The sequence below is a fragment of the Chryseobacterium contaminans genome, assembly GCF_001684955.1.
In the GTDB taxonomy this organism is placed as follows: Bacteria; Bacteroidota; Bacteroidia; order Flavobacteriales; family Weeksellaceae; genus Chryseobacterium; species Chryseobacterium contaminans.
Genome location: NZ_MAYF01000312.1, coordinates 28579 through 53785, shown reverse-complemented (window position 1 = coordinate 53785; position 25207 = coordinate 28579). Strand labels below are relative to the sequence as shown.

The following is a 25207-nucleotide window of genomic DNA, read 5'->3' as shown; positions in this document are numbered from 1 at the left end:
TTCAAATTTTAATTTTCCTCTCAAAAATACTTAAAATATCTCAATTTTGTTCTTAATCTCAGTCTAAACCTCAGCTTTCAAAGTAATCTCTGTTTCAAATCCACCTTTTCTCAATCTTCATTTCAATCTTAGTCTAAATTTGCTATCTTTGAGGTAAATGAAATGAATTAATGCCAGATTTTTTACATCCAGATAAGGAAAACTACTCCCGGGAGGAGTTGATGCAGGAAGAACAAATTCGTCCCCAAAGCTTTAAAGATTTTGCGGGACAGAGAAAGACGCTGGAAAATCTTGAGGTTTTTGTGACAGCCGCCAAAAGACGTGGTGGTGCCCTTGATCATGTCCTTTTGCATGGTCCTCCAGGTTTAGGGAAAACAACTTTAGCCAATATTATTGCCAATGAACTTGGAGTAAACTGTAAGATTACTTCCGGTCCTGTATTGGATAAACCGGGAAGTTTAGCTGGTTTATTAACCAATCTGGAAGAAAATGACGTACTTTTCATTGATGAAATTCACCGTTTGTCTCCTGTTGTGGAAGAATACCTGTATTCAGCAATGGAAGATTATAAGATTGATATCATGCTGGAAACAGGACCTAACGCAAGAAGTGTACAAATTGGGCTGAATCCTTTTACGTTAGTGGGCGCAACTACCAGAAGCGGTATGCTTACCAAACCGATGCTTGCCAGATTCGGAATTCAAAGCAGACTGGAGTACTACTCTATTGAACTTTTATCAACCATTATTCAAAGAAGCGCCAGAGTTTTAGGAGTAGTGATTTATGAAGATGCTGCGATTGAAATTGCCAGGAGAAGCCGTGGAACTCCAAGAATTGCAAATGCATTACTGAGAAGGGTACGTGATTTTGCTGAGATTAAAGGAAATGGAGAAATTGAGATCAAGATTACCAAATATGCCTTGGATTCTCTTAATGTAGATGAGTTTGGATTGGATGAAATGGATAATAAGATCATGCGCGTCATGATTGAAAATTTTAAGGGAAAACCCGTAGGAATTTCTGCTTTGGCTACATCTATAGGAGAAAATCCGGAGACTCTGGAAGAGGTTTATGAACCGTTTTTGATTCAGGAAGGGTTTATTATCAGAACTCCGAGAGGTAGAGAGGTTACTGATAAAGCTTATCAGCATTTAAATATTTCAAGGCCAAGAAATCCAGGAGAACTTTTTTAGTGAAGGTTCAATATTTTGGTTAAATGCTTTGAGTTTAATATTATAAAGAGAGTTGCTAATTTATGTTTGTTCCTAAATTGTACAGAAGTGAAGATCTGGAAGTGATGAGAGAGATTATCAAAGAAAATTCCTTTGCATTACTCATTTCTTCTGTTGATAAAATCCGTGCCACACATTCCATGATGATGCTGAATGAAAGTGATCCGGAAAATCCTTATATTGAAACTCATATTTCCAGAGCTAATCCACAGGCCAAAATCCTGAAAAATGGTGATGAAGTGTTATGTGACTTTTTGGGAGCTCATACTTATATTTCCAGCAGCTGGTATGACCACATCAATGTTTCTACCTGGAACTATGAAGCGGTACAGATCTATGGAAAAGTAGAGCTGATGAATCAGGATGAGCTGTATACTCATCTGGAGAAATTAACCTCAAAATATGAAAATTTTCAGCAATGTCCCATGATGGTAAAAGATATGGGAAGAGAGTTTGTGGAAAAGGAAATGAAAGGTGCTTTTGGGATCAAAGTGATTCCAACGGAAATATTTATCAAGCAAAAACTGTCTCAGAACAGAAAGGAGAATGATTTTAACAATATCATTTCTCATCTGGAGCAATCAGATGCACAAGCTCAGAAAATTGCTGAGAAAATGAAATTAATAAAGAAATAAATCAAAATATATATGAAGTTATATCCAATACAATGTGGAAAATTTAAACTGGACGGCGGTGCTATGTTTGGTGTCGTCCCAAAGAGTTTGTGGGAAAAAACCAATCCGGCAGACGAAAAAAACTTAATTGAACTGGGAACCCGTTCCCTGCTTATAGAGGATGGAAAAAAACTTATCCTTGTAGACTGCGGTCTGGGCAACAAACAGGATGATAAATTCTTCGGGCATTATTCGCTTTGGGGAGATGATACTTTAGATAAAAATTTAAAAAAATATGGTTTTGTGAAGGAAGATATCACCGATGTGTTCCTTACTCACCTTCACTTTGACCACTGTGGTGGCGCTATAGAATGGAATGATGACAGAACAGGATACAGACCTGCTTTTAAGAATGCTCAATTCTGGACAAATGAAAACCACTGGCAATGGGCAACAGAACCCAACGCAAGAGAAAAAGCAAGCTTCCTGAAGGAAAACATTATGCCTATGCAGGAAAGTGGGCAGCTCAACTTTTTGCCGCTTCCAACTACAGGAAATTATGGTTTTGCTCCGGATCTGAAAATGGATGTCATCTTTGTAGACGGACATACGGAAAAACAGATGCTTCCGGTGATTCAGTATCAGGAAAAGACGGTTGTCTTTGCAGCAGACCTTATCCCTACTGCTGGCCACATCAATCAGGTATATGTGATGGGATATGATACAAGACCACTTTTAACACTGGAAGAAAAGGGAAAATTCCTTAAACAGTGTGTGGATAATGAGTACTTATTATTCTTTGAACATGATGCTCACAATGAGCTCGCTAGCCTTAAAATGACTGAAAAAGGAGTAAGACTTGACGAAACGTTCAGTTTTAATGATGTTTTTGGGTATTAATATTTAATTATGGAGGAATTACATTCAGAGGGCCAACAGGCCGAGCCACCCGCACCCAAGATTATTGGGCTAACCGGGGGAATTGGTTCAGGAAAAACTACAGTTGCTAAATTTATTGAAGAATTCGGTTTTCCGGTTTATTATTCTGATGACCGGGCGAAGGATATTGTTAATGACAATGAAGAGTTGAAAATTAAGATCAAAGAACTTCTGGGTGAAGAGTCTTATGATGCAAATGGCCTATACGACAGAAAGTTTGTAGCAGCTAAGGTTTTCAACAATAATGATCTTCTTCTTCAGTTAAATGAGATCATTCATCCTGCCGTACGTATTGATTTTGAGCAATGGGTAAAGCAACAAACCAAATATCTTGTTTTTAAAGAAACTGCATTATTATTTGAATTAAGACTTAACAGACAATGCTATAAGTCTCTCTTGGTAACTGCAGAGGATAATATCCGGATCAAAAGGGTAATGGACAGGGATAATAAAACCTACCGTGAGGTAGAAGCTGTTATGGAAAAACAAATGCCTGAAAAGGATAAAATAAAAATGGCAGACTGTATCATTTATAATAATACAAATCTGGAAGAGCTAAAGGAACAGACTGAAAAGGTGATCTTTGCTATTGAATAAAAAATCATTAGAAATTCAGCTGACTTAAATACAAAAAAGCCCTCAGAAATGAGGGCTTTTTCAATATATATCATTCCTTAATAAGCTTCTTTTGAGCCGTGTTTCCATTATCATCAATATCTATTATATAAACACCATTGACAAGCCTGCTTACATTAAGCTGATTATTCAATATTATACCTTCTACAGCAATCTGTCCGGCTGTATCATAAATCTTATATTTTGCTCTCTTGCTGATATTTTTCACATATAACACTGAGTTTACCGGATTAGGATAGATGAGAACATCTGTCTGATTCAGAGGGTTAGGACTATATTTTCTTGATATCCTTACAGAATAATCTTCTCCTTCCCCATTATTAAATTTCAGACAATTTACGGGAATACCACCCCAAGTTCCAGGCAACTACTGCGGAATTGGTCGTAATATTACCAACTGTAACACTTGGTGGGCTAGGATCACATCTTGTAATAAATGTCCACACAGGAGTAAATATTCCCGGTGTTTTTCCTCAATTTGCGGCAACCTGTACTTCGTAGGTGGTAGAAGGCTGCAGATTATTCAATGTATACGGAATACTGGTAACATAAACATCAGTCGATGCAGGATTTCCCTGTACTCTATATTGTAGAAGGCATTAAGGATCTAAACGATACTCCAGAAATTGTATTTCCTAAATTGATATTATCAATAGAAGGCCCACCGCTAATCATGGCATCTGCCTGTTCCCAGGTATATGTCATTGGATCGTTTTCCGCATCTGTAGCAGAAGCCGTTAAAACAAAGGCTGTCCCCTTTGGAATAGTATAAGTTGGAAGAGCTCCAATTACCGGAGGAGTATTGGTGACCGTTGTTTCAATATCACACGTTCTAGCCACTAAAACAGTCTGAACCTGATTAATACTATTTCTTAGAAAATAGGCATCACTATTGGGCTGTATATCAAATGTACCTCCAGGAGAAGGGGTAATACCAGCTCCTGCAGCATTTCCGTTGGCTACACCGGCATATCCCATAATGGTAGTTCCCGATCCTGGTTCAAATTGTACATTAGGTGTTTGATATTGATACATGAAAGTATGATTTCCTCTTAATGGGTGTCCCATTTCATGAGCAACAAAATCGATATCAAATGTATCTCCCTGCGATATTCTATTGGAGGGAGATGTATATCCTGAACCTTTCCCATTTCCTGTTGATGGATTTGAGGACTCCGGATCTAAACAAATACAGCCAATACAGCCAGCCATTCCTCCTCCTCCTGAATCTCCAAATAAATGCCCTATATCATAATTAGCATTTCCTACATTAGCTGTAAGTGTTTGTTGCAATTCTGTGCCCTGTTTCCTGAGCTCTCTCTAGTTGAAACCTTAACAGTGAAATGTCCAAAGAATAAAAGCTTTTGGCTTGTGATCTTTCCCGAATTGTTTTCCCTTTGAATGTTACGGAAGTCCATTGGGCATGAAACATTACCAATAAGCCAAGGAAAAAGAAAGAAGTAAAAATTTTCTTCATAATATTTTTCAAAACTTTGTATAATCTCACAAACCCACTCACTTTATTAACAATAAACAACACACTAGTACCTATTAGATATCAAATCACTAATAAAACATCATACTAATTGAAAAAATTAAACAATTAACGCTTATTTTAATTAAAATTTCAACATTTGTTGATTTATTCTGCTAACACTTAACAAAATTTGAACAAAAAAATAAGCCTTCATTTCTGAAGGCTTATTCTATTTAAAATTTAGATTATTTATTCTTTGATAAATTTCTTTTGAGCAGTATTACCATTGTCGTCAATATCTATTACATAAACTCCATTAATCAGTTTGGTTACATTAATTTCGTTATTTAATAAAATACCTTCTACTATGATTTGCCCTGCAGCATTGTAAATTTTATATTTAGCTTTTTTGCTGATATTTTTCACATACAATACTGAGCTTACTGGGTTAGGATAGATCAGGATATCTGTCTGGTTAATTGGATTAGGAACTCCCGGTTTAGAAATTCTTACCGTATAGTCCTCAACTTCTCCATTCTTAACATTAACACAGTTCACAGGAACACCATCTCTTTCCATGGCCACTCTCATTACAACATATTTGTAATCTGTTGTACTTACAAAAGCATCTGCCGGCACATTAAATTTGCCTGATACCGGAGTTGTAGTATTTGGAGCTGAAGTAAATATTTTCTCATAAATATCAAACTCCCCGTTTCTATCGAAATCGATCCAAACTGCAATTCCTTCGTTATAAGTTTTTCCTAACCATTTCTTCTCGATGATAATCTCGTTATCTGTAGATCCCTGGATTAGCTCTATAAATGTTTTAGGAACTCCTGTATAATCGGTATAACTTGATCCTTTTGACTCATTTTCCATTTTTGGTTTTCCATTAGGAATAACCGAAACTTTAGAAATATACTCACTCGCTGAATTTTCTGATTTCATCTTACAGTAAATTACTGTAGGTGTTGTAAAGTAGTAAGGCGGAGTAAAGTTTCCTGGTTTTCCGCTACAGATATTGACTACCTGCATTTCATACTTCGTCATTTCTACAAGTCCATTCAGGATAATAGTATTAACCGCTATAGGAACTTCAGTCCAGCTTGGAATACCTACTTTTCTGTATCTAAGAAGATATGTTGCACCTGGATATGGATCCCATGTAACCTCTGCAGATGTAGGCAATAACTGAGTAATTGTTAATCCCGGAGGGGCAATTTCACATATTCTTACCGTTGTAAATACTTTAGAATTTGAATAATTATTCCAAGTTGTTTCTCCAGCACATTGATTAGCAATCTGAACCTCATAAGTTACAAATGAATCCAAATTATTCAATGTATATGTATTAGGAGTAGTAAGAGGAATCTCCGGTTCCCAAGTTGTGGCACCAACTTTTCTCCATCTCATTTTATAAGTTGCACTATTTACTACCGGGTTCCAAGTAATCAATGCACTTGTAGCAGTAATATTACTTATTGTAATTGTTGGAGGCGTAGGATCACATCTCGTTGTAAATGTTTTAATTGCTGTAGCCGTACCTGTTGTACCTCCACAAACCGCAGCTACCTCAACTTCATAAGTTGTTGCCGGGCTTAATCCTGTAAGAGTAAGCGGAACGTTTCCTAATACTGCAGAAGCATATATTTGCGTCCATGTACTAGTACCTGCTACTCTGTAACGTACAAGATAGGTTACTGTATTAGCGCCACCAGTCAAATTAACAACAGCTGTTGTATGTGTTATTGTATTAAAGGTAGGTGCATTTGGAGCTACATTACTACATGGTCTGATTCTTACAGCGTAATCTTCAACTTCTCCATCAATAGCATTGGCACATGCCGTAGGAATAGTTGTACCTGATGAACGTTTCAATACAACTCTCATTGTAGTTGTATATGGTCCTACATAAGCTGTACTAGGAACACTAAACAGAGCAGTAACCGGTGTAGTAGTACTGGCTGCAGAACCAAGAATTCTTTCAGTAGCATCAAACTGTCCGTTTCTGTCAAAGTCAATCCAAACTGCTACAGCATCATTACCTGTTGATCCGGTCCATCCTTTTGCAACAACAATTTTATTGTCACTAGATCCTGCATCTAAAGTAATAAGGGTAGCTGGTGTTGTATAGCTAGTATAAGAGTTCTGAACAGTAGTGTTGCTCATAGGCGGCACTCCTGCGTTAGAAGAAATAACCGTAACATTTGAAATGTGGTCATTATCTCCACTACCTGTTACAGGGCAATACTGTAATGGTAATGTTGTAAACAGCACTGAAGTTGACCAAGCTCCGAAAGTAGTAGTACATTTCGTTGATACCTGTACTTCATATTTTGTTTGCTCTTTTAAAGGAGACGTAGCAGGAACAGTATAAACGTTCCCTGGTGCAGGTATAGTATTAATTGTTGTCCAAGTAGCAGTCCCAACTTCTCTATATCTCAACTGATAGGTAGCACCAGTAGCCGCCAACCATGAGAATGTTGCACTTATATCGGTAATGTTTGAAACAGTAATGTTTGTTGGAGGATTCGTTGTACATGCTGGCTGATCAATTAATCTTACTGCATAATCTTCTACTTCTCCTTCATTATATGTTCCAAATGATGAACATGGAGAAGAAACAGTACCATCCATCATTACTACACGCATACGGGTAAGAAGAGTACCATCATAAGTAGCAATATCAGGAGGGAGTGCTATTGTAAATCCGGCTGCTGCAGTTCCTACAGGGTTTGTAGTACTGCTGGTAGCATTAACTACTCTTTCACTTGCCTCAAAAATACCATTTCTATTCAGGTCAATCCATACTCCTACTCCATAGCTGGATGAACTTCCAGGCCAGAACTTAGTAATACTGATTTTATTACCTGTTGTACCTCTAACCAATGTAACTAATCTTGTAGGATCGGCAGAGTAATCTTTATATCCATCATACCCTGAATTGCTTACCATTAACGGGCCATTTGTAGGCGTAACAACTACTTTACCAATATACCCACTTGGAGTACCTGCAGGAGGTACATTAGCACAATAAGTAAGAGGTAATGTCGTGAACTGAGTACTAGGAGAAAATGCTCCCTGAGTTCCACTACAAATTGTTGCAATCTGAACATCATACTGAGTTGCATCCGTTAAATTATACAATGGCCAGCTGCTTGTTAATGGAGTTGTAATATCAATTACTTTCCATGGTCCTCCCGAAGATGGTCTATATTGTAATTTATAAGTTGCTCCTATTGCAGGTGTCCAAGAAACAATAGCCGTACTCGCTGTAATACTGTTTACTTTAATATTAGTAGGAGGTGCTGTTGTACAAGCTACCAATTCTATAGCTTTAAGAATAATCTGAGGAATGTTTGCCTGTCTTGTACCTGATGGTGGAGAAGCAGGATCAGGATTAGTACCATCACTTCTATACTGTAATCCTCTTTCAGGAGTTCCTCCGGCAAAAGCTTTCCAAGTAGCATATGGAGTTGATGAATAGCCTGGTACATTTTCATCTACACCAACCACAATATTACTTGTTCCATCCCAAAGTAAAGGACTTGTCAATGGTATAGTAACCCAAGTTCCAGCTGTCATTGTTGGTAAAGTCCCTGACCAAACCTGTTTCAATGAAGAGAATGGTACCCAGTTTGAAGTGGATGTAAAATTATTCTGTGTTGTATTCCCCATGTAAACCACCCATTCATTGTATTTAGTCTGATCAGGAGCAGGTTTTTCTACATAGAATTGAAGTTCAGTAATAAATTTAGCTGTCCCTACAGCTGCTGATACTTCCGAAGCTTTATAAATTTGCTGAGAATAATTGTATCCCCAGTTTGAATTTACAGGCATTTCGGTACTTGTACTAGTTCCAAATCCTATTTGTCCTAGTTGAAATTGAGGTCCTTCAACCCATGCACTTTTATCTGTAGGGGTACAAATTGCTCTTACCCACCAGTAATAGGTAGTTCCTGGTACTAATGGGGATAAATTACCCGTTGTTCCTGACACAACAAATCCTGTGGTAGTAGCTGTTGGTGGAGTACTGGAAGTGCTGAAATAAATTTCATATCCACCTGCTGGTGCAGAAGGTGACGGTTGCCAGCTAACACTAGCACTGTTAGATGTCATTGCTCCTACTGTTAATGAGCCTCCACCTGACGGAACCGGCACACATGTAGGTGGTGTTACGAATGATTTTGGATAAATATTCCATGTACTTTGATCTGTAGCACTACATCTCGCTCTTACCCATACATAGTAAGTGGTATCTGGAAGTAAAGGGCTTATTGTTGTTGATGTTCCAGATGGCACATTTTTCATTGGTAATGTAGTTCCATTTGGAGCCGCCCCTGTTGTATTATAATAGATATCATATCCTTCTGCTGGCGTATAACCAAATGAAGTCCAGTTAATCACTGCAGTTGTAGGTGTGATTGTTCCCGTTGTAATTGTTCCGGAAGTAGGCATCGCCGGACATGTTGCTGGCGTAGCAAAGGCTAATGATGTAGACCATGTACTTTGCTCAGTTGCACTACATCTGGCTCTTACCCAAACATAATATGTTGTTGATGGGGTTAAAGGGCCAATATTAGCTGTAGGAGCTCCTGGCGGAACTGTTAAATTAGGTACAGATCCTGCTACTGGCGGGACATTCGTTGTGTTATAAAATATATCATAACCTTGTGCAGGAGCCGGTACATACGCAGTCCAGTTAATTTGGGCATCTGTTGCATTAACGGTTCCTGTACTTAAAGTTCCTCCAGGAGGCATAGGCAGACATGCCGGAGGTGTACCAAAAGTCATCTGGATATTAGGTCTGTTAGCCGTAACTGTTCCTGTTTGGGTGGTAGGAGGCGTACTATCCTTCTCAATATACATATGTCCGGATGGAACATTAGAATAAGTAAGTTTCGCTCCTGTAGCAAATGATCCGGAACCACCATAATTAGTCTCAACAAGAACCATTAGGTTATCTATTCCATTATAAGTATAAGGCAACTGTAAAGGAATAGTATACCATCCTGGTGGAATAAGTCCTACTGATCCACTATATAATAAAGTAGCTCCAGTAGTTAGAGTATTCCAGCTTTGTGCTGTAAGGGTTGTTGTAGTTCCTACTGGTTTTATATAAATTTTCACCGGCATACCAATATTTGAAGTTCCGGTAGAATTCCATCCAAGGGACAAAATACTTCCAGCGGTTCCAATTTCAGCGGCCGTGTAAATAGACGCAGATCGCTCAAACCCCCAGCTAGCCCCTAAAGGATACTTCTGGGTTGACGTTCCGGTACCAATTGTAATGGTTTGTGCCTGTATGGACAATCCTATGACCATACAGAGCAATGCAATGAGCACCTTAAAAGGCCGGCTCATTTTACAGAGTAAAAGTCCACTCATATTTTTTAAAATTTAATAATGATAACGATAATTAAGAATTATAGTATTTCCAATTTCATGAGGCCAGTTCATAATTCTGAAACCTCACACTTTACAGAAGATCTGTAGTAAAAAAAATAATTTTATTCCATAAGCTAATATTTTAATATTTACACAAATCTAATCATTTTTTCATTATAATATATTCATTAAAATGTTTTTTTTGAAAATACAAAACAATATTACTCTATATGATTGAAAATAAAAAACCAAACAAAATAATATAAATCCACCACATTTTAGCTATATTATTAATTTTTAATGAATATTTCATTTCATGAAATATTATTATATTTTACAACAATACTCTCTTTTACTTTTAACGTTTAGGAAGCATTTATATTATTATTATCAATATCATTTTTTTTATGATGTAATCTAGGACATCATCTATAATAAATATTTTTCACGATGAATCCTTATAATATTTACGATTGTATTTTAGAATTTAAGGTCCGTTCTGAAACCACTTTCTCTTTATATTTCTCGTGAATAACCCCTTATAAATGCTATTATTTCTTTAATGATGAACCTATAAAACAAATAAGCCTTGGGAAGTTTCCCAAGGCTTATTGATATGATAAAACGAATTTTTTAATAAATACCTGCTAAAATTTATAAGCAATATTCCATGCAAATCCCATATTGAATTTTGAAGAGCTTTTTCCGAATCCAGGAATTATCATTGGAGAAATATCATCCTGTTTGGAAGTATATGCTAAATAACGAGGCTGTAAATTTACATCTATATAGAAATTTGAATCGAATAACTGTACTCTTCCTCCCAAAGTACCCTCCAGCCAGAAAGAAGACTGTGATGAGGCAGGAAAAGCTACTGAAGAATTGCTTCCTCCATATCCCCTGACAGGGATGGCCATATATTCCTGGTTATAAAATGATCCGGCTATTTTTCCACCTGCATAAAATCCATTGAATTCATTTTCTCTGTCCTTAGCCAACATATAAAATGCACCAAGTTTAATAAACGGTCCATTTGCTTTAGCATCATAACCGTTTTTCTGATATATATTTTTTTCAAAACCGGCTTCAGCAATGGCATGAACATTTTCATTAATTTTTGAGGAAACAAATCCCTGATATAGCTTTCTGTCTGAAAAAAATCCAACTCCGGCATTCAAAGCATCAAACCCCACCATAAAATTCGGTTGATATTTCCAATGTGTCTTTTTTTCTTCTTCTTTTTTTCCCTCCTGAGCTCCAATCAGCACTCCAAAGAGGCTACAAAACAAGGTAAAGATTAGTCTTGTCTTCATTCAATATTTGATTTTGTCCGTTTTCCACGCTTTTAACGGGATCAGCAGTTATTAATTCTGAGCTTACATTCTCATATGTTTTTTTAGCACCACATCCGGGAGATACATAGGTTGCCTTGGTAGTATATTTAACTCTTACTTTTGATTCCTTGCTTTTAGTAGAGGTTTTAAAATAAATTTCTGTATAAGGCGAGTCATCTACTCTTAAAGGAATAAGTCTTGAGTCTATATTTTTCTGCCATCCCAAATCTACTTTTCCAGAACCATAATCTACAGCTACAGATAATGAATCAAGCGCTCTTTCTTTACCGGATTCTGCTGATTTGAAGGCAACTTTCATTCTTGGAGTTCCTTCTCCGCTTTCACAGATATCATCATCACTTCCGCAGGAATAGAACATTCCCACCAAGCAGAGCATTATGAGAAATTTAAAATACTTCATAATAAGATTTAAACTCAAATTTAATTAAATTATTTTTTAATCAGTAAAGCAATATTTTCAACGTGATGAGTTTGTGGGAACATATCTACCGGTAATATTTTCTCTACAGTATACTGCTCTTTCATCAACGCAAGATCTCTGGCCTGTGTTGCTGAGTTACAGCTTACATACACTACTTTTTCCGGAGCTAATTTCAATATCTGCTCAACAACTTTCTGATGCATCCCATCTCTTGGCGGATCGGTAATCAGTACGTCTGCTTTTGGATGGTTTTCCATAAATTCATCATTAAAGACATTCTTCATATCTCCACAATAGAAAGTTGTATTGGTAAGACCATTAAGTTCAGCATGTTCAATTGCTGCATCAATAGCTTCCTGAACAGACTCTATTCCAATTACCTGTTTTGCATTTCTTGCCACATATTGAGCAATTGTTCCTGTTCCGGTATATAAGTCATACACTACTTCATCCCCTTTCAGGTCTGCAAATTCCAGTGTTTTTCTATATAATTCCAAAGCTTGTTTGTAGTTGGTCTGGAAGAATGATTTAGGCCCGATTTTAAACTTCAGCCCGTCCATTTCCTCCATTAAATACCCTTCACCAAAATACACATTGATATCCAGATCATAGATAGAATCATTGGCTTTCGGATTAATAGCATACACCAATGTTTTAATTTGTGGAAACTTTTCTAATATGAACGCAAAAAGCTTCTCTCTATTTTCTTTTTCTTCTCTGAACAGCTGGAATAATACCATCCATTCTCCTTTAGAGTTTTGTCTCATCATTAAGGTTCTCAGAAAACCTTCATGATTTTTAACATCAAAGAAATCCAAACCGTTTTCAACAGCATATTCTTTCACTGCCAGTCTGATCGCGTTTGAAGGGTCTTCTTGCAGGAAACATTCTTTAAGGTCTAAGATCTTACTCCACATTCCCGGAATATGGAATCCTAGCGCGTCTTTACTTCCGAAGTTCTCTTCAGAACTGATCTCATATTGAGTAAGCCATCTTGCATTGGAGAAAGAAAACTCCATTTTATTTCTATAAAAATACTGTGCTTCCGAACCCAGGATAGGCATAGTTTCAAAATCTTCAATACCTCCAATTCTTTTGATATTGTTATACACTTCTTCCTGTTTGAAATCAAGCTGCTTTTCATAGCTCATATTTTGCCATTTACATCCACCACAAGTTCCAAAGTGAACACATCTTGGCTCCGTTCTGAAGGGAGACTTTTCCAAAACGTCTACTGCCTCGCCCTCATAATATTTGGATTTGGCTTTTTTCACTCTTACATTCACAATATCTCCAGGAATCGCCCCCGAAACCAATACTGTTTTACCATCTTCTGTTTTCCCAATTGCCACTCCTTTTGCTCCGGCAGTTAACAACTTTATATTTTCAAGAACTAAATTTTTCTTATTCTTTCTGCTCATTCTAAAATTTTCTATTTTCCTAATCGAAACTTTTAAAGTTTCACCTTGCAAAAATACAATAAAAAAAACCTTATCCGAAGATAAGGTTCTGATCTATATTAAACTTTATTATTTTGTAGGTGCTGGCTGAGGATTTGCCGGCTGAGGTGCAGTAGGATCAATCTGCAATTGTGGCTGCATCTGTGCATTCGGATCTACTTTTGGAGCTGAAAGTCCTGTAAGTTTATCCAAAATGGTTACCAATTCCTGCTCACCAAGGTTTACAAATGATCTGCTGGCAATTTTACCATCTTTGTCAATGATTACAAAGCAAGGTAATTTAAATCCGTATACACCATATTTTTTAGCAATATCAGATTCCATTCCTTTTTCTCCATATACATTTACTCCCTGAACACCTTTTAATAATGAATTGCTTGTTTTGATAAACTGATCTTTTGTATCATCTACGTTTACAAAAACAAAGTTCATTTTAGATTTGTAGAAGTTAACAACTTCTTTTAAAACCGGTACAGTAGCTTCGCCGATATAAGGATTCCATGAAGCGTAGAAAAATAACATATAAGGTTTTCCTTTGTTTTCAGAAAGCTTGTATGCTTTTCCATCCTGCTTCACTAAAGCAGCTTCAGGAGCTACTTCTCCTATTTTAAGACCTGTAATTGCCATCTGCATTTTTAACAGGTCACTTTTAATGGTAGCATCTTTAATATCAGTATCAATCAATTTTTTGATCTTGTCAATATTAGCTGTTGGAGAAGTTGGGTGAATATCCGCCTGAGCCATAACAAATGCCAAAAGATAGTCTTTTGCAGTTTGTGAGATATCTTTTTTAGTGCTTAAATATTTAGCAAACATTTCTGAAGTGGTAATTCCAGTTTTATTTTTACTGTTCGCTTCTGCATATTTCTGGAAATCAGGAGTCATTTTTACAAGAAGATACTGTCTGTAAAGCGGAATGGTTTTTACCATTGCCTCTTTATCGTTATCCAGTTTAGCTTCATAATCTTTTAAAGCCTTGGAAGCTTTATAAGAAGGGTTTCCTGCCATTGCACCGTGAGACATTTCATAATTGGCAAGAAGGTTAAGGATAGTTACCTTAACATCGTTTTTCTTCCATTCTAAAAGTGCTTTGCTAGGATTGTTTTTAGCAGCAAGATCATCAACATTCTTATTAATGTCTGCTTCTACTTTCTGCATTCCTTTAACAAATGCAGCTTCATCTCCTGCCATTAGCTGTCTTAGGTCTATTTTATTACCATATTCTCCTAAAAACTTTTGGGTTGCAGCAAGGAAATCGTTATTCTTTTTAGCATCTCCTGTAATTACATATTCATTCGGGAATGTCATTGCATTTCCAGAGATATTTACTTTTTGTCCTCCTTCAAGGTAGATCAGGTTTTGCTTGTTAGCATAATTTATAACATACATTCCGTCTTTAGGAGCTTCAAAGCTTCCTGAAAAGTTACCATCTTTATCAAGACCGATGTTAATTAAAGGTAATGTTCCAACTCCGGAAGCTTCTACAAATTCGATTCTTTCTAATGGTGAGCTACCTGTAATTTTTCCTTTTACTTCTACTTTTTTTGAACAAGACATCACGAAAATCGCGATGATAAACAATAAAAGATATTTTTTCATTTCAATTTTTAATATTACACAAAAATACGCTTTTTAGGGCATGTTAATTCACACGGATAATTTTTTTTAAAAATTTTATTACCATCAATAAAAGAGGATATTTCAATTGCTTTCTTTATCCATTTTTTAATGGTAAAAAACAGAAGAATGCTATAGGTTTATATCATACAACTGCTCTCCAAATATATACTTATTCATCAAAGTAAACCTACAGTCTACCGATAAGTTAACAAACTTTAACAGCTAAAAGGTTTGTATAAAAAAAATCGCCCCCGGAACGAGAGCGATTTTTAAGTATTTTGAATCAATTCTATCCTTGATCTACAAGAGCAGACATATATTCTCTGTTCATTCTTGCGATATTCTCAAGAGAAATACCTTTAGGGCACTCAACTTCACAAGCACCGGTGTTTGAACAGTTTCCGAATCCTTCTTCGTCCATAGCCTTCACCATGTTCAGAACTCTTCTCTTCGCTTCTACTCTACCTTGAGGAAGTAATGCATACTGAGAAACTTTTGCTCCCACGAACAGCATTGCAGATCCGTTTTTACATGTAGCTACACAAGCTCCACATCCGATACAAGCAGCAGCATCCATCGCTCTGTCTGCATCCTCTTTAGGAACAGGAATTGCGTTAGCATCCAATGTATTACCGGAAGTGTTTACAGAAATGAAACCACCTGCTGCCATTACTCTGTCGAATGCGCTTCTGTCTACCATTAAGTCTTTGATAACAGGGAAAGCGGCACTTCTCCAAGGTTCAATAACGATCGTTTCTCCATCTTTGAACATTCTCATGTGAAGCTGACAAGTAGTAATACCCGTATCAGGACCATGAGCTCTACCATTGATGTAAAGAGAACACATTCCGCAGATCCCTTCACGACAGTCGTGATCGAAAGCGATAGGTTCTTTACCTTCGTTAATTAAATTTTCGTTCAGGATATCCAGCATCTCCAAAAATGAAGAATCTGTAGATACATCTGATATTTTGTAGGTCTCAAACTGACCTTTAGATTTATTATTTTTTTGTCTCCAAATTTTCAGCGTAAGATGTAAGCCTTTTTTTGCACTCATAATGTTATATTTATAGGTTGGAGATTATTTGTAACTTCTAGTTTTAACCTCGATGTTCTCGTAAATCAGTTCTTCTTTATGTAACACTTCCGCGTTGATATCTGGTCCCTGATATTCCCAAGCTCCAACGTATTTGAAGTTTACGTCGTCTCTTTCCGCTTCCCCATCCGGAGTTGCGTGATCCCAACGGAAGTGACCACCACAAGACTCTTCTCTGTTTAGCGCATCGATAGCCATTAATTGTCCTAGTTCAAGGAAGTCTGCTACTCTGAATGCTTTTTCAAGCTCAGTGTTCATTCCTTCTCCTTCACCAGGAACTTTTACGTTCTTCCAGAAGTCGTTTCTTACTTCTTCAATTTCTTTGATTGCTTCTTTCAATCCTTCAGGAGTTCTTCCCATTCCTACTTTATTCCACATAATGTGTCCTAATTTCTTGTGGAAGTAGTCTACTGAGTGAGTTCCTTTATTATTGATAAAGAAATCAACTTTATCTTTAATTCCTTTTTCAGCTTCGTCAAACGCTCCTGAATTGGTAGGAATTGCTCCTGTTCTGATGTCTGCAGAAAGATAATCTGCAATCGTGTAAGGAAGTACGAAGTATCCGTCCGCAAGACCTTGCATCAACGCAGATGCTCCAAGTCTGTTTGCTCCGTGATCTGAGAAGTTAGCTTCTCCAATTACGAAACATCCCGGGATTGTAGACTGAAGATTATAATCAACCCATACACCACCCATTGTATAGTGAACTGCAGGATAAATCTTCATTGGAGTTTTGTAAGGATCATCAGCTGTAATTTTTTCGTACATTACGAATAAGTTACCATATTTTTCCTCAACCCATTTTTTACCAAGATCATAAATCTGTTGATCTGTAGGATTGTGGATATGCTTTTCAATAGCAGCTTCTTTACCTTTTTTCATGATCTCTGTAGAGAAATCAAGGTATACTCCTTCCTTAGTATCGTTATTTTCGATTCCGAATCCTGCATCACATCTTTCTTTAGCGGCTCTTGAAGCAACGTCTCTTGGTACAAGGTTACCGAATGCAGGGTATCTTCTTTCTAAATAATAATCTCTATCTTCTTCTTTAATGTTTTCAGGTCTTAATTTACCTTCTCTGATGGCTACTGAATCTTCAATCTTTTTAGGAACCCAGATTCTTCCGGAGTTTCTTAATGATTCAGACATCAAAGTTAATTTAGACTGCTGAGTTCCGTGAACCGGAATACAAGTTGGGTGAATCTGTACATAACAAGGATTTGCAAAGTAAGCCCCTTTTTTGTGGATTTTCCAAGCTGCAGAAACGTTTGATCCCATCGCATTCGTAGAAAGGAAATATACGTTTCCGTATCCTCCTGATGCAATTACCACTGCGTGTGCAGAATGTCTTTCGATTTCACCTGTTACAAGGTTTCTTGCGATAATTCCTCTTGCTTTTCCGTCAACAATTACAAGATCCATCATTTCATGACGGTTGTACATTTTGATTCTACCTTTACCAATCTGACGGCTCATTGCAGAATATGCACCTAATAATAACTGTTGCCCTGTTTGTCCTTTTGCATAGAAGGTTCTTTTTACCTGAACCCCACCAAATGAACGGTTATCTAGCTGACCTCCGTATTCTCTTCCGAAAGGAACACCTTGTGCTACACACTGGTCAATAATATTAGCAGAAACTTCAGCTAATCTGTAAACGTTAGCCTCTCTTGCTCTGTAGTCACCACCTTTGATGGTATCGTAGAACAATCTGTAAGTAGAGTCACCATCACCCTGGTAATTCTTAGCTGCGTTAATTCCTCCCTGAGCTGCAATAGAGTGCGCTCTTCTTGGAGAATCCTGGTAGCAGAATGCTTTTACGTTGTATCCTTGCTCAGCTAGAGTAGCTGCAGCAGAACCTCCTGCCAAACCTGTACCTACAACAATAATATCAATCTTATCTCTGTTGTTTGGTGCAACAAGGTTCATATGATCTTTATGATTTTTCCACTTGTCTTTAAGAGGACCCGCTGGAATTCTTGAATCTAATTTACTCATACTAGTATATTGATATTATTGAGTTATAAAATGAAAAACTGCCACGATGATAAATCCTGCTGGAATAAGGATAGAATACCAAGTTCCGAAAGCCTTAATCACTGGCGTATATTTTGGATGTCTTGCTCCGATAGACTGGAATGAAGACTGAAATCCGTGAGCTAAGTGTAAGCCCAATAGTACAAAAGAAATCACATATAAAGCGACTCTCCAAAGGTCAGCAAACTTCTCATGAAGCTCTGGCCAGAAACGTTCTGAATCAGGAGCTATTCCCTCTAAATACTTATAGTTCATTTCATGTAACCAGAAATCATATAAGTGAAGCGCCAAGAAAGCCAACACAACTGCCCCAGAAATAATCATATTTCTGGACATCCATGTAGAATTTACAGCAGCATTGTTAGATGCATACTTTACTGGACGCGCTTTATTATTCTTGATCTCCAATACAAATCCCATTATAAAATGGAAAATTACTGCAAAACCAAGAATAGGCTGCATTAAGAACTGCACAAAAGGATTATAGCCCATAAACTCAGATGCTGTATTGAAAGCATCTCTGTTTAGAACTGATAACAAATTGGTTGTCAAATGCAGTATAAGAAAAATCAGCAAAAACATAGCTGATAATGCCATAGCGTATTTTCTACCTATCGTAGAACTCGTTAAACCTGCCATATAAGTTTAAATTTGAATTTCCCACAAAATTAAGAAATGTTAACAATATCGAAAAGTGAGAAATCTCACAATTAGACAGTTTGTAATCTTTCTAAATAAGAGCTTAATATGTTATAAATAAAGGAAAATGGAAAAATCAAAAATCCCTATTTCATCTCATAAATCTGATCTTCAAAAACTATTTTTTTAGTTGAAAAAGGAATCTGTTTTATTTCAAAATGATCTATTCTTCTGGAAGAACAATAAGGTTCGATAATAAATTGTAAAACCTTCTCACGTACTACGCTATCCGGAATCCAAAAACAGACTTTATTTCCCTTTTTTATTGAAAGTATTTTACTTTTACTCAAAGAGTGAACAAGCACCTCTTCTTTTTGATTTACAATAATATTACACCCAATTCTTACTATTAAAAAAGCCAAAACAGCAATTGTGAAATTCATTGAATTTTTAAAGTTTATTTTTAAAATCAATGCTCTCAACATATATATTGCTATTGATACAGATAAAACTTCAATCAGATTCATAGGAATACTTTCAATAAATACCACATCCGCTCCTGCAAACCAATGAATAACCTTAAGAAGCAATTGTGTAACAATATCATACACCTTATCAACAAAGCTTAAATCAAAGCCAAAGGTAATAAGAAGTACCATCAGAAATGAAAAAACAATAATCACCTCAGAAAACGGAACAATGATGAAATTGGCCACAATTGAAACCCATGAAAACTGGTGAAAGTAATACAGAACCAGCGGAAGTGTTGCCAACTGTGCAGACAAAGATATTGTAATGGTACTAAAGATTAATTTTTTAAAATAATTATCAGCTCTTGGAAAGTATTTCAAAAGTGGCTGATTTAACCAAAAGATTCCTAAAACCGCCAGAAAGCTAAGCTGAAATCCCACATCAAAAAGCTGCTGGGTATCGATAATCAGAATAATAAATGCTGACAGCGCCAGTGAGTGCAGTAAATCCGGCTTTCTTTGTAATAGAATAAATATAAAGTACACACTCAACATGATGCATGACCTCAGCACCGAATTTCCAAAACCAATGAATAAAGCAAACAGCCAAATAAAAACCAAACTTAAAATAACAGCATATTTTCTGAACTGTAAAGGAATACTGTGAATCATTAAAAAATAAAAAAGCCCAAAAATAATCACGATATGAGTACCGGAAATCGCTAATAAGTGAACCAACCCGGATCTGTTGAAATCTTTTACGGTAACCGCATCCATCTCTGTGCGGTCTGCCAGGATAATTCCTTTCAAAAATTCTTTTGTACTTACATTCATTTCCGTTTTGTCTATTTTCTTAAGAACATTGAGCCTGTATTGCCTGATCTGCTCTGTAAAACCCAGATCATTTCTTTCTGCAGAGGAAATTTTTTCCGAAATATAAGTTTGATAATAGATACCTCTTCGTTTCAGGTATTGTGCATAATTGAACTGAAAATCATATTGAGGCTGTCTGGGCTGAGTGATATAGGCTTTAGTTTTATAATAGTGCTTAAAATCTAAGTCTTCAGCATTTTTCGGAATATAAAAAACAGAATTGAAATGGTTTTTATCAAGCTGCCCTATTCCTTCATATTTTTTATATTTTTCTGTTGAATTTAATTTCTGGGAAATCTTAAAAATAATCGTTTCATTCTTATTCACAGGTATTATCATCTTTTGAGGCAAAGAATTATAAAAATGAAGAATTATTCCTATTCCAAAGAACAGTAAGCCAAGCAAAATCATCTTGATTTTATGGAGAAAATAAGTAGTAAGGAAAAGAGAAACTAAAATTGCTATAATTAATACGGCACAGCTAATAACCCATTCTTTTCCCAATAAAAACTGGTCCTGAAAAAAAATTCCAAGGATAAAACATATTACTAATATCAACAGAGGTTCTTTATTCAATTCCAATTAATTATATTACCAATGTAAGAAATTGAATACTTAATTTGTTATCACTGCAATTACTAAATAAAACACCCTGCTATCTTTAAAAAGATTAACAGGGCGCTTATTTTTTTGCTATGAAATTAAGTTTTTACGAAAAAGGGTTTATTTTCTCTTCAAGAATTTATCTGTTAAACGTTTTGTTTCTTTGATATACATCCATGGATCTTTCCCATAGTCTTCGTAGATAAAATCACCTACTTTTTTAGGAATTGCAGGCTCTATCTGAGTTCCTTCATGCCATTCATTAAATGATGTAATTCCAATAAATTCAGGATTGACTTTAGTGGCTGCATCAAACATTCTTTCATAATATTTACCATTTTCCCTGTTTTTGAAATTAGCTTCATTCCAAGGTCTGATTCTGGTATCAGAATAGCCAGGCCCCACACATGGGATAAAAATAAGATGGTGATCTTTTGCATACCGGGCCATATATTTCCAATGGGAAGTTGTACTTCCAAAAACAAACCCTTCACTGGCAAAGTAAGTGTAAAAGCCATCAAATCCAGCAGTATTGAAAAACACAGAATCCTTTTCTTCAACCCATAAACCAATGTACAAGGCATCTAATTCTGTATTACGCACTGTCTTTTCACCGTTTTCGGAAAGTAGCTTTGACCACTCTTCCGGAGCTATTTTATAACTATCATAGACGTAAAACAAAGGTTTTTTGTCCTTTTTGTAAAAAGCAGGATGTTGAGCATATGTTTTAACAAGGTACGAAAGCTGATCTCTGAGTTCTGTAACGGATTTGTAAAACGGTTCTATATGAAAAGCGACTTTCAGGTTGAAGCGGTCTGCAATATCAAGATACTTTATTAAACTTTTATCAGTAAATGAATCTTTCCCCAACCAGCTTACAACCACAACACCAACGCCTGAATCTTTGATCATCTTCATATGTTTCTCTATGATCGTTTTATCATTGGAGCTGTAATTTCCCAGTTCCGGATAAAAATTGGCTCCAATATCATCACCGCCTTTGTAATGTCCTAGATTATTCCATTTAGGATTACTCCAATGCGGGATAATTTCATGATTCCAATGCTGAAGGCTACCGTCAGTTTTTTGGTTACCGTACCAGCCATAATAGAATATCTGAATTTTATCTCTCGATGGTACTTCTTTTTGGGCAAAACTTATTGAAAAAATTGTACAGGCAATTAATAATAAAAGATTCTTTATATGTTTCATGGTAATAGAGAAGTTATATTTCCGGGCTTTAACTTAGACTTTTAAGATCACCTCAGCGGCATGATCACTGGCCCCTTTACCCCCAAGCTTTTCTCTCAAAAGAATGTAGTCATCCAGGACCTGATCTCTTTTTTCTCCTTCTAAAATTTTATTAAGCTCATCAACCAGATTCCTAGTATTCAGATCGTTCTGGATAAGCTCTCTCACGACTTCCCTATCCATAATGAGATTCACCAAAGAGATGTAATTGATATTTTTCACCAGTCTTTTCGCTATCGCATAAGAAACGGCGCTTCCACGGTAACAAACCACTTCAGGAATATTCAGCAGAGCGGTTTCTAAGGTAGCGGTTCCGGAAGTTACCAGAGCTGCTTTGGAACATCTCAGCAGATCATACGTTTTGTTTGAAACAAAATGTACATTATCATCCACATATTTTTGATAAAATTCCTTAGGAAGACTTGGTGCTCCGGCAATCACAAACTGATAATTTTTAAAGTATGGCCTTACGGAAAGCATAATCTCCAGCATCTTCTCCACTTCTTGTTTTCTTGAGCCTGGTAAAAGCGCAATGATTTCTTTTTCATTCAGTCCATTTTCTTTTTTAAATTCATCAATACTGATTTCTTTTAAATCTGAAATTGCATCCAGCAAAGGATGGCCAACAAAATGTGAATGAACACCATGTTTTCTGTAAAAATCTTCCTCGAACGGAAGGATGACCATCATTTCATCTACATATTTTTTGATAATCTCTACCCTGCCTTCTTTCCAGGCCCAAAGCTGTGGTGAAATATAATAGATAACCTTAATGCCCAATTCTTTGGCAAATCTGGCAATTCTTAAATTAAAGCCAGGGTAATCCACCAAAATTAAAACATCAGGTCTGTTATTCTGAATATCTTCTTTACAGAATTTAATATTATTTAAAATTGTTCTCAGATTCATGACTACTTCAAGGAATCCCATGAATGCAAGATCACGGTAATGTTTTACCAATGTCCCACCCTGGGCTTTCATCAGGTCACCGCCCCAAAATCTGAATTCTGCATTAGGATCCTTTTGTTTAAGAGCTTTCATCAAATTGCTTCCATGAAGATCACCGGAAGCTTCTCCTGCAATAATATAATATTTCATTTCTTCCGAAATCTTTATTTGTTTAAAAACTGTAAGAAATAGCCTGTCCTTTTTGGATCATGGGCTATCTCTATAGTAAGGATAGAGAACAAATTAAAATGTATATTGATCTTAATTCGTAAATTTGTTCAAAGATAATGATAAAAATGTCAGAAGAATTTGAAATCCGAAATAAAGTTGCTGAAAGCGGCCTTGTTAATTTTGACCTCACCACTTTACTTCCAAAGGGAGAGAGAAAAGGTATAGACCTTAAGGATTTTCTTTTTCAGGAAATGATTCTGAAGGAAAAAGATTTCCGTGAAAAAGTGGAGGCCATTGATGTTGAACAATATAGAGATTCTTATATCTATATATACAATTCTGTGGATACGATTATTCCGCTTTGGGCTTATTTTGTATTAACAGCCAAACTTACTGATGTAGCCAAAAAGATTGTGTTTGGGAATCGTGAGGATCTGGAGGTTATTCTGATGCATAACGCTATCCAGACGTATGATTTTGGAGATATGAGGGGGAAAAGAGTTCTGGTAAAAGGATGTTCAGATAAGGAAATGCCTGAAAATGCTTATATAGAGCTGGTAGAACAGTTAAAACCTATTGTAAAGTCTCTGATGTTTGGAGAAGCATGCTCTAATGTTCCTATTGTAAAGAACTAGGAATGAAGAAGTATCTATCCGCAATAATGCTCTTCTTTATTTTTTCAGCTATTTATTATTTAGGGAGTTTTACAAAAATACCTTTTGCGGATTGTATAGGTTTTGTTCTATCTATAGAAAAAGGTGAGTATGAAACGGTAGCTACACCACTCTCTCACTTTTTGTATATCAATACAGGAATTTTCATTAAAGACCTGACTGGTCTTCATGCCATTGAGGCTAGCCGATTCCTTGTAGTGGCTTCCGGTGCTGCAACAGTTGCCCTTATATATTTAATTGTAAATGCCATCACGAAAACACAGTGGACGGCTATTACTACGGCATTCGTATTTGGCTTTAGCTTCTCTTTCTGGAGGAACGCGGAAATTGTAGAAGTATATACCTATAACTGTTTATGGATAAGCCTTTTTTTCTTTTCAATAGTAAATACATTTATTGAAAAGAAAAATTTTTATATTATACTCAGTAGTTTATTTTTAGGAATTGCTCTATGGGTACATATTGAGAATATTCTGTTAATTCCGGCGCTTTTTCTTTTCCTGTTTTATTTCAGAATGGAAAAACAATATGTTTACCCTTCGTTTATTCTTTTTATATTACTTTTTTCATCTCTACCTATCCTTAATATGTCTCAGGGATTACCATTCAATGCCTTCTATTCCTCTGGTCAGAGCTGGGTTAAAGATTCATTAAAACAACCTCCGCTGCAACTGATAAAAGATTTTTTCCAATCATTCATATACCTCATCTACAACTTTAATATTTTTATATTCTTCGGAATAGCAGGAATAAGTTTGTTGTATAAGACCAACCGAAAGATGTTTACTGTTTTTTTTATAGCAGCATTAATGGTTTATGGGTTTTCCACATTCTACCTTGTTCCTGATAATTATGTATTTTTCCTTCCTTTTAACATCATTTTTGCACTCTCAATCGGATATGGGCTTTCTTCTGTAAAATATGCTTCATTTAAAAAATTTTCATGGGTTTGCCTGCTTATTCCTTTAGGCTACATTTTTGCGTATCATACTGTTTTACTCACAGAAAAAGGTAAAGAAGCAGATAATTTTAAAAAATATAAGGGTGGAATGAACTACTATCTACTTCCATGGATGAATGATAATGTGGGAATTCTGGAATTTACTGTTGATCATAAAATTGCCCCTGAACCGATTGATTGGATGACGGAAAGTGCTAAAGAGTACATCCAGATATTAAAAAGTAAAGGATACACGGATGATGAAATCAGAAAACTTTAACAATAATTATGAATAAGAACTATTTTGTGGGGCATATTTTTTGATAACTTTGAGCCAATTAATACTTTAATAAACACAAA

At 36.1% G+C, this 25207-nt stretch carries 20 protein-coding genes; 6 read left to right on the top strand and 14 right to left on the bottom strand.

Annotated elements, in window-relative coordinates; all coding sequences use genetic code 11:
• Positions 1-170 precede the first annotated feature (170 nt).
• The 4 genes from ruvB to coaE all read left to right on the top strand — a co-directional run bounded on the left by ruvB (position 171) and on the right by coaE (position 3382).
• A complete protein-coding gene (ruvB, locus tag BBH99_RS15960; RefSeq protein WP_066697908.1) occupies positions 171-1193 on the top strand; it encodes a Holliday junction branch migration DNA helicase RuvB in 1023 nt (340 codons plus the stop codon).
• 62 nt (positions 1194-1255) lie between these two features.
• The gene (locus tag BBH99_RS15955) at positions 1256-1867 is read left to right on the top strand and encodes an FMN-binding negative transcriptional regulator (RefSeq protein WP_066697906.1); all 612 of its coding nucleotides are present in this window, start codon (positions 1256-1258) and stop codon (positions 1865-1867) included.
• 12 nt (positions 1868-1879) lie between these two features.
• A complete protein-coding gene (locus tag BBH99_RS15950) occupies positions 1880-2746 on the top strand; it encodes an MBL fold metallo-hydrolase (protein WP_066697905.1) in 867 nt (288 codons plus the stop codon).
• A 9-nt stretch (positions 2747-2755) separates the two neighbouring features.
• A complete protein-coding gene (gene coaE, locus BBH99_RS15945; RefSeq protein WP_066697904.1) occupies positions 2756-3382 on the top strand; it encodes a dephospho-CoA kinase in 627 nt (208 codons plus the stop codon).
• A gap of 70 nt (positions 3383-3452) precedes the next feature.
• Here coaE and BBH99_RS15940 read toward each other — a convergent pair whose 3' ends face one another.
• The 14 genes from BBH99_RS15940 to lpxB all read right to left on the bottom strand — a co-directional run bounded on the left by BBH99_RS15940 (position 3453) and on the right by lpxB (position 23212).
• Positions 3453-3788, bottom strand: coding sequence for a T9SS type A sorting domain-containing protein (locus tag BBH99_RS15940; protein ID WP_066697903.1), 336 nt, complete (start codon positions 3786-3788; stop codon positions 3453-3455).
• A gap of 215 nt (positions 3789-4003) precedes the next feature.
• Positions 4004-4714 (bottom strand): reprolysin-like metallopeptidase, encoded by a 711-nt coding sequence (locus BBH99_RS15935; RefSeq protein WP_066697901.1) that lies wholly within the window; start codon positions 4712-4714, stop codon positions 4004-4006.
• A complete protein-coding gene (locus BBH99_RS15930; RefSeq protein WP_066697890.1) occupies positions 4692-4898 on the bottom strand; it encodes a hypothetical protein in 207 nt (68 codons plus the stop codon). Before BBH99_RS15930 ends, BBH99_RS15935 begins: the two co-directional genes overlap by 23 nt.
• Positions 4899-5147: 249 nt before the next feature.
• A complete protein-coding gene (locus BBH99_RS15925; RefSeq protein ID WP_083188854.1) occupies positions 5148-10289 on the bottom strand; it encodes a fibronectin type III domain-containing protein in 5142 nt (1713 codons plus the stop codon).
• Positions 10290-10936: 647 nt separating this feature from the next.
• On the bottom strand, positions 10937-11602 hold the full coding sequence (locus BBH99_RS15920) for a DUF6048 family protein (RefSeq protein ID WP_066697886.1): 666 nt from the start codon (positions 11600-11602) through the stop codon (positions 10937-10939).
• Positions 11568-12020: a DUF6452 family protein gene (locus BBH99_RS15915; RefSeq protein ID WP_228390825.1), complete on the bottom strand. Its 453-nt coding sequence runs from the start codon at positions 12018-12020 to the stop codon at positions 11568-11570. Before BBH99_RS15915 ends, BBH99_RS15920 begins: the two co-directional genes overlap by 35 nt.
• Positions 12021-12073: 53 nt before the next feature.
• The gene (gene rlmD / locus BBH99_RS15910; protein ID WP_066697882.1) at positions 12074-13486 is read right to left on the bottom strand and encodes a 23S rRNA (uracil(1939)-C(5))-methyltransferase RlmD; all 1413 of its coding nucleotides are present in this window, start codon (positions 13484-13486) and stop codon (positions 12074-12076) included.
• A gap of 108 nt (positions 13487-13594) precedes the next feature.
• Complete coding sequence (locus BBH99_RS15905; protein WP_066697880.1) at positions 13595-15124, bottom strand: TlpA family protein disulfide reductase; 1530 nt, start codon at positions 15122-15124, stop codon at positions 13595-13597.
• A gap of 310 nt (positions 15125-15434) precedes the next feature.
• Positions 15435-16202 carry a succinate dehydrogenase/fumarate reductase iron-sulfur subunit gene (locus BBH99_RS15900; protein WP_066697878.1) on the bottom strand — a complete coding sequence of 256 codons (768 nt, stop codon included), beginning with the start codon at positions 16200-16202 and terminating at the stop codon, positions 15435-15437.
• Between the two features lie 24 nt (positions 16203-16226).
• Entirely contained in the window at positions 16227-18239 is a 2013-nt protein-coding gene (locus BBH99_RS15895) for a fumarate reductase/succinate dehydrogenase flavoprotein subunit (RefSeq protein WP_066697876.1), read from the bottom strand.
• Positions 18240-18254: 15 nt separating this feature from the next.
• Complete coding sequence (locus BBH99_RS15890; RefSeq protein ID WP_066697874.1) at positions 18255-18917, bottom strand: succinate dehydrogenase cytochrome b subunit; 663 nt, start codon at positions 18915-18917, stop codon at positions 18255-18257.
• Between the two features lie 146 nt (positions 18918-19063).
• Positions 19064-20818: a ComEC/Rec2 family competence protein gene (locus tag BBH99_RS15885; RefSeq protein ID WP_228390824.1), complete on the bottom strand. Its 1755-nt coding sequence runs from the start codon at positions 20816-20818 to the stop codon at positions 19064-19066.
• Between the two features lie 165 nt (positions 20819-20983).
• Positions 20984-22075: a glycoside hydrolase family 99 protein gene (locus BBH99_RS15880; RefSeq protein WP_066697872.1), complete on the bottom strand. Its 1092-nt coding sequence runs from the start codon at positions 22073-22075 to the stop codon at positions 20984-20986.
• 33 nt (positions 22076-22108) lie between these two features.
• The gene (gene lpxB / locus BBH99_RS15875; protein WP_066697871.1) at positions 22109-23212 is read right to left on the bottom strand and encodes a lipid-A-disaccharide synthase; all 1104 of its coding nucleotides are present in this window, start codon (positions 23210-23212) and stop codon (positions 22109-22111) included.
• 146 nt (positions 23213-23358) lie between these two features.
• Here lpxB and BBH99_RS15870 point away from each other — a divergent pair, with 146 nt between their 5' ends.
• Both BBH99_RS15870 and BBH99_RS15865 read left to right on the top strand, forming a co-directional pair.
• The gene (locus BBH99_RS15870) at positions 23359-23868 is read left to right on the top strand and encodes a DUF2480 family protein (RefSeq protein WP_066697870.1); all 510 of its coding nucleotides are present in this window, start codon (positions 23359-23361) and stop codon (positions 23866-23868) included.
• A 2-nt stretch (positions 23869-23870) separates the two neighbouring features.
• Positions 23871-25127, top strand: a complete 1257-nt coding sequence (locus BBH99_RS15865; RefSeq protein ID WP_066697869.1) for a protein O-mannosyl-transferase family — start codon at positions 23871-23873, stop codon at positions 25125-25127.
• Positions 25128-25207: the final 80 nt, after the last annotated feature.